Annotated in this window: 5 protein-coding genes (1 of these 5 cut by a window edge); 1 reads left to right on the top strand and 4 read right to left on the bottom strand. The window is 63.9% G+C overall.

Features of this window, described 5'->3' with window-relative positions:
• Positions 1–111 precede the first annotated feature (111 nt).
• Positions 112–1,377, top strand: coding sequence for a methionine adenosyltransferase (metK, locus tag QZ307_RS00195; protein WP_295994141.1), 1,266 nt, complete (start codon positions 112–114; stop codon positions 1,375–1,377).
• 122 nt (positions 1,378–1,499) lie between these two features.
• Here metK and QZ307_RS00190 read toward each other — a convergent pair whose 3' ends face one another.
• The 4 genes from QZ307_RS00190 to QZ307_RS00175 form a co-directional block, all read right to left on the bottom strand.
• The gene (locus tag QZ307_RS00190) at positions 1,500–1,916 is read right to left on the bottom strand and encodes a PaaI family thioesterase (RefSeq protein WP_295994139.1); all 417 of its coding nucleotides are present in this window, start codon (positions 1,914–1,916) and stop codon (positions 1,500–1,502) included.
• A 79-nt stretch (positions 1,917–1,995) separates the two neighbouring features.
• Entirely contained in the window at positions 1,996–3,219 is a 1,224-nt protein-coding gene (locus QZ307_RS00185; RefSeq protein ID WP_295994136.1) for a hypothetical protein, read from the bottom strand.
• Positions 3,220–3,281: 62 nt separating this feature from the next.
• Positions 3,282–4,904: a glutamate--tRNA ligase gene (gltX, locus tag QZ307_RS00180; RefSeq protein WP_295994134.1), complete on the bottom strand. Its 1,623-nt coding sequence runs from the start codon at positions 4,902–4,904 to the stop codon at positions 3,282–3,284.
• A gap of 185 nt (positions 4,905–5,089) precedes the next feature.
• On the bottom strand, positions 5,090–6,658 hold the final stretch of the coding sequence (locus tag QZ307_RS00175; protein ID WP_295994132.1) for an LPXTG cell wall anchor domain-containing protein. Its footprint extends 26,481 nt past the window's final position; the window shows 1,569 of its 28,050 coding nt (coding positions 26,482–28,050); its start codon lies off the right edge, out of view — the gene reads right to left on this strand; its stop codon occupies positions 5,090–5,092.

Genomic DNA, 6,658 nt, shown 5'->3' with positions numbered 1-6,658 from the left:
ATTATCCAGAGTCGGGGTAGAGAGTTGGCTCGTCGATCCCGACACCAACCTGACGCGTTCCTCACGCTAGCGCCAAGGTGGTCCGGCCAACACCGATAAGAGAGGACTCTTATGGCTGACAAGCACTCCACGTACCTGTTCACGTCCGAATCCGTCACCGAGGGACACCCGGACAAAATCTGCGACCAGATTTCCGACGCCATCCTCGATGCCATTTTGGCGAAGGAGATCAAGCTGGCCGAAGAGGGTTATGTGGCCCCCGACGGATCGCCCGCCGACCCCACAAAGATGCGCTGCGCCTGCGAGACCCTGGTTACCACGGGCACCGTGTTCGTGACCGGCGAGATTCGCACCCAGGCCTACGTAGACGTGCAGTCCATCGTGCGCGACGTAGTGTGCGGCATCGGCTACGACCGCGCCAAGTACGGCTTCGACGGCAACACCTGCGCCGTCATGAGCTCCATCCACGAGCAGTCGAGCGACATCGCCCAGGGCGTCGACGAGTCCTTCGAGGCGCAGCACGACGCCGAGGCCGCCGAAGATCCCTACGAGACCGTGGGAGCCGGCGACCAGGGCATGATGTTCGGCTACGCCTGCAACGAGACGTCCACCCTTATGCCCATGCCCATCTACCTGGCCCACCGCCTGTCCGAGCGCCTCACCGAGGTACGCAAGAACGGCACCCTGGAATTCCTGCGCCCCGACGGTAAGACCCAGGTGTCGGTGCGCTACGTGGACGGCAAGCCCACAGCCGTGGAGAAAGTGGTGGTGTCCACCCAGCACGCCGACGACATCAAACAGGAGAACCTGCGCGAGGCCGTCATCGATACAGTGATCAAGCCCGTGTTCGAGCGCGAGGGCATCGAGCTGGCCGAGGACTGCGAAATCTACGTGAACCCCACCGGCCGCTTCGTCATCGGTGGTCCCATGGGCGATGCGGGCCTGACCGGCCGCAAGATCATCGTCGACACCTACGGCGGTATGGGCCGCCACGGCGGCGGCGCTTTCTCGGGCAAGGACTGCACCAAGGTGGACCGCTCGGCGGCCTACGCAGCGCGCTGGGTGGCGAAGAATGTAGTGGCGGCGGGACTCGCCGATCGCTGCGAGGTGCAGATTGCCTACGCCATCGGCGTGGCCCAGCCGGTTTCGGTGATGGTGGACACCTTCGGCACCGCCCACGTGCCCGAGGAGGACATCGAGGCTGCCGTGGCGAAGGTGTTCGACCTGCGTCCCGGCGCCATCATCGACGCCCTCGACCTGCGCCGTCCCATCTACCAGAAGACGGCGGCCTACGGTCACTTCGGTCGCGAACTGCCCGAGTTCACCTGGGAGAAAACCGACAAGGTGGACGCGCTGCGCGAGGCCTGCGGGCTGTAATCCATCCCCTCGAATGCCGACGGGTCCCCGGAGGGTTGGTCCAACACGGACCGCTCCCTCCGGGGACCCGTCTCATTTCTCGGGCGGGGCATATCCGCCCCTCAGCAAACGGCAGCTGCGCTTTATTCCGCGTTGCGGAACACCGTCGTGGTCATGCGGGCGATGCGCTTGCCGGTGTCGTCGGTGATGTCGGTGGTATAGAAGCCCAGACGGCGGCCGCCTTTGTCCACGTTGCACGTGGCAATGAGCTTTTTGCCCTTGGAGGCCGTGTAGTAGTCGATGGAGCTGTTGATGGACACGCTCGGCTCCACGCCAACGTTACTGGCGATGGCCAGGGCAAAATCAGCCAGGGTGAACAGCGCACCGCCCATGACGATGCCCAGGGCGTTACGGTGGTGATCCTCGATGACCAGCTCAGCTACCCCGTGACCCACCGATCCTTCCACGATCTTACAGCCAATGGAAGCAGCGAATCGGTCGTGGCCGAAGAAGTCGTTCAGCTCTTCAAGGGTGGGATAATCGCTCAGTTGCTTTGCCATAGGTGCTCCTTTCGCAAAAACGGCGCCCGATACGGAGCGCCGTTCCTTATGTCGAGAACTTCTGAAACCGACCGCTTCCCTAGCCCTGGGACACCGGTGTGGCCGTAGCGGCGAACAGCTCCAGATACTGGCCGTCCTTCACCGTAATGACTTGTTTGCCGCCGGGGATGACATAGACGCTCTCCTCAATGGAATCGTCGTCGAAGTCGAGGTCCTTCATCACGAAGGCCCCGCTATCGGCCGTGGCCACAGCCGCCGAGGGCTCATAGCTGGTAATAGTGTAACTGCCAGCGGGAATATCGATGCCCACGCGATAGCAGCCGTCGTTGTAGGGGCTCTTCGGCTCGAAGGAGGTAGCCGGAGCCGGATACATGGTCACGTCGGCACCGGGCTTGAACACGATGAGATCGCCCTCCTCAAGCTCGGTAAAGTAGTTGCCGAAATACACGACGGAGTCGTCGACCTTGTAGTAGTTGGGGGTGTCGGAACCCTCGAACACATAGAAGTTGCTCTCAGCATCCTCGGCGCCTTCGAGGAAGTAGACGCCCGCGGGAATCTGTCCCTTCGCGCCGACGGTGTAGATGCCCTCCTTGCACACAGCGCCCTCAGCGGGCTCGTTGGAAGGCACGCCGTTCGGGAACATGACGCTCTTGATCTCATCGAGGGAATAGGTGCCGGCGGCCGTGCTCGGCTGATCGCCCTGCTGGCCATTGGGGTTTTGGCCATTATCGGAGCCGTTGCCGTCCTCATAGCCGTAACCGTAGTCATAGTTGTAGTCGCGATCGTTGCCCTCGCCCCGCTCGCCCAAATCGATTTCGGGATTAATGGGCGTAGCGTAGTTCGTGTCCGCGCGATCGAAGCTGGTTGCGGCCATAATGCCCGCGCAGCTGACGCAACCGCCCAGGCCGATGACAAGACCCACAGCCAGGCCCAGGAGGAACCACGGCCAGCGGCGCTTCTGCTGAGGACCCGCCGGCTCGTAACCGTACGGGGCGGGCGCGCCGGCGTAAGGCGGCGTCGGCGGCACCGAGGATGGCTGATAGGCCGCCTGATACGGCGCCTGCGTCTGCTGGGGCTCAGGCTGCGGCGCAGCGGCATAGGGAGCATAGGCTGTCTGCGCGGGGTCGGGCTGCGTCGTCGGCTGCTGCGGCGCTGCCGCGTAGGGAGCGTAAGCCGCTTGCGCGGGCTCGGACTGCGGGGCCTGCGGCGCAGGCGTTACCTCGGGCTGCGGTACGGGCGCGGCAGGCGCGGAGTCAGACTGCGGCTGAACCGGCTGGCCGTCGAGGGGGTTGTTCTCATCCATTGCATACTCCGTTTCTGAGTTCGTTGACAAGACAAGGGCCGCGCTTGCGCACGGCCCGTTAACTACGATTGATCGGAAAACACCTTGGCCGTCACGCCATCGATGCGGGCCACCACGTCCGCCGGATCCATCAGCATCATGGCCTCGAACAGCGGCGGCGACACCATGTTGCCGCACACGGCCACGCGCAAAGGCTGGAACAGCAGCTTCGGCTTCAGGCCGGCCTCCTCGCCCTTGGCGCGGCACAGCTCTTCCAGCGCCTCGGCATCCCACGGGTTGTCATCGTTGGTCAGCACTTCGCGGCAGATAGCCAGCGCCTCGTCGGCGCGAGCGCCTTCCTTCAGCAGCACCTTCTGCACGCTCTTCTCGTCGAGTACCACCGAGTCGCCCCAGAACAGGAAGGCCAGCTTGGCGGGAATCTCGTCCAAGTGATTCAGGCGCTCGGCCACCAAGGGGTACATGGCCTGATAGAACTCGGGGTCGTCGTCGACGTCGGCCAGGCAGGCCTGCCAGGTTTCCTCGTCGACGCCTTCGCCGGGAATGCGCAGCTCGGCCGCAGCCGCCGCTTGCTCCTCCTTGGTGGGCGTGGGCACCACCGTGATGCCGTCGGCCACATTCGAGCCATCGAGATTCGTCTGGGCCAGCCACGGCTTGGCGGCTTCCACCCAGGCCTCAGCGCCCATGTCGCGGATGTACACGCCGTTCATCCAGTCGAGCTTCTTCTCGTCGAAGATAGAGTGCTTCTTGGTGATGCGGTCGAGGCTGAACTCGCGACACAACTCCTCGGGCGGGATGATGGTGGTCTCGCCGTCGAGGGACCAGCCCAAAAGCGCCAGGAAGTTCACCAGGGCGTCGGGCAGATAGCCGCGGTCGCGGTACTCCTCCACGTTGGTGGCGCCGTGGCGCTTCGACAGCTTCTTGCCGTCGGCGCCCAGGATCATGGACAAGTGCGCGAACAGCGGCACTTCGGCGTCCAAAGCCTCGTAGATGAGCACCTGGCGCGGCGTGTTGGACAGATGGTCGTCGCCGCGGATGACGTGGGTGATACCCATGTTCACATCGTCGCACACTACGGCAAAGTTATAGGTGAACGTGCCGTCGGTGCGGCGCAGAATCATGTCGTCCATGACCTCGATGGGGAAGCTCATGGACCCATAGACCGCGTCCTCGAACTCCACCGGGCCATGGTCGTCGGGCACCTTGAGGCGCCAGGTATGGGGCTCGCCGGCCTCGATGCGGGCACGGGCCTCGTCGGCCGGAATGCTGCGACAGGTGCGGTCGTAGCCCGCATAGCCGCCCTCCGTCTGCTCAGCCGCGGCGCGCTTGGCGTCCAGCTCTTCCTTCGTGCAGAAGCACGGGTAGGCCGCATCGGCCTCGATGAGCTTTTGGAGCGCCGCCTCGTAGGTGTCGGTGCGCTGGGTCTGGAAGTAGGGGCCGCAGGGTCCGCCCACCTCGGGGCCCTCGTCCCAATCAAGGCCCATCCACTTCAGGGCGCGCAGAATGATCTGGGTGTTCTCCTCGGTGGAACGCTCGGGATCGGTGTCCTCGATGCGCAGCACGAAGGTGCCGCCCATGGTGCGGGCGAAGGCCCAGTTGTAAATGGCCGTGCGGGCGCCGCCGATGTGCAGCTTGCCCGTAGGAGAAGGCGCGAAGCGAACGCGCACCGGTTTCGTAGAATCAGTCATACATGCCTCGAAAAACTAAGGGGCGAATAATCCGCGCCCAGTATATCACGGCCGATCACCGCCCCCGAAAACCCCCAACAACCCTTCAGATTGGGAAAGATGGCGACCACCTAAAACAAGAAGAGGCGGTGATCCTTGCAAGGATCACCGCCTCTAGCCCGAAGGAGTTCGCTTCTAACCGGCGCCTATTCGCTTGTCCTTGCGGACTCTTGCTGGCGTTTCCGGACACGGCGCGCCGTCACAATGCCGCCGGCCGAAAGCAGGAGCAGCAAGAGCAGGAACAGCAGTTGCCCCGCATCGCCCGTCTGCGGCAACAACGCCCGCATGAGCGTGGTCGCCCAGTCTGTTTCGATCAACTGGGTAACCCAGCCATCCGGATCATCCGGGTTATCGGGATCTATGGGACCGCCCGTTTCCGGAACGCTCTTGGGGTCGAACCAGAAGCCAAAGTCAACGGAACGACCGGCCTCTCGCGTCCAGTTGAAGGGCTCGAGTTGGGTTGTCAGCTGTCCGTAGGCGTTAACCACCCCGGCGCCCAGCAGCACGTAGGTGCCGTAGGCCTCCGTGACTCCCTCGGGCGAATCTTCGTCACCCAAGGGCGCCAGATCGTTATCGAGGTTAGCGTCATCGCCCTGCTTAAGCGGAACGTAATGCGCTTCTTCATCCTTCGCGACGCGAATACGATAGCGGTAGGGACGGCCCGCCGCATCCGCCACGGGAAGGCCCTCGAAGGCGTAACAACCGTCTGCGTCGGTTTGAGCCTCAGCCACCGTCTCCCATACCGGCTCGGACTCAGGTGACTCTTCGTCGCCTTCAGAGCCAGCGGCTGCGTCGGCGCCAGAAGCAGCGGAGTCATCCTCGCCCTGCGCGCCGTCCGTCCCATTGCCAGAGACCGGCCCCTCTTCCTCGGCGGCGTCCACCGCATCGCCAGGGACGGGCTCTTCCTCCGCAGTGGCATCTGCAGCCAGTGCCATCACGGATTCCACCCCTTCTTCTGCATCGGGCTCGGGATTCGGCTCAGGGTCAGGCTCCGGATCGGGCTCAGGCACGGGATCAGGTTCGGGACTAGGCTCAGGGTCAGGATTAGGCTCTGGCTCGGGTGCCGGCGCCGGGTCAGGCTCGGGCTCGGGATTCGGCTCAGGGTCAGGTTCCGGCTCAGGAGCCGGCGCTGAATCAGGCGCCGACTCCGCTTCCTTTGCCATGGGCTCGCCCTCAGCATCCAGATTGGCGCCGGGGTCTCCGTCGGTCTTCAATACGCCCAGAAGCTCTTCGCCCTCAACGCCTGTTTCGACAGACCGCTCCAGGGTGGCCTTAACGTTTTTGATGCCTACTTCCGTTTCGTCCTGAATACCGTCGCGATCGAAGTCGCGCCAGGCTCGGCCGCTGATGACGGCGGCACGCCAGGGCACCAGACCCGCATCGTTGGCCAAACTGGAGCGCGTCCAGTGAACCGACCAATCGTCTCCGTCAAGACCGGGCGCTTTCACCGGATCGCTCGTCTCATTGTCCGAGGCCGGCGCCGCCAGAACAATCAGACCGCGCGTCGGATCGTCAGGCGCAACGCGCGTGGTCATCTCATCCAGATCGGAGTCGGTGTCGTCGGAGCCTCGGTTCATCTTGGTGACCGAATAGCCCGCGGGAAGCGACGGCAGGTTGACGCGGTAGCCGAACACGACATCGATGGCCTCGCCGTCAACCTCGATGGTCCCCGTCGATTCCAGGTCGGTGAAGCGCCATAGGCCCGCAGCGTCGGT

Source organism: uncultured Adlercreutzia sp. (assembly GCA_910585575.1).
In the GTDB taxonomy this organism is placed as follows: domain Bacteria; phylum Actinomycetota; class Coriobacteriia; order Coriobacteriales; family Eggerthellaceae; genus Adlercreutzia.
This window is presented reverse-complemented; position numbering and strand designations above follow the sequence as displayed.

Coding starts and splice junctions, on each gene's coding strand:
- metK (WP_295994141.1), top strand. CDS start 112: ATGGCTGACAAGCACTCCACGTACCTGTTCACGTCCGAATCCGTCACC.
- QZ307_RS00190 (WP_295994139.1), bottom strand. CDS start 1,916: ATGGCAAAGCAACTGAGCGATTATCCCACCCTTGAAGAGCTGAACGAC.
- QZ307_RS00185 (WP_295994136.1), bottom strand. CDS start 3,219: ATGGATGAGAACAACCCCCTCGACGGCCAGCCGGTTCAGCCGCAGTCT.
- gltX (WP_295994134.1), bottom strand. CDS start 4,904: ATGACTGATTCTACGAAACCGGTGCGCGTTCGCTTCGCGCCTTCTCCT.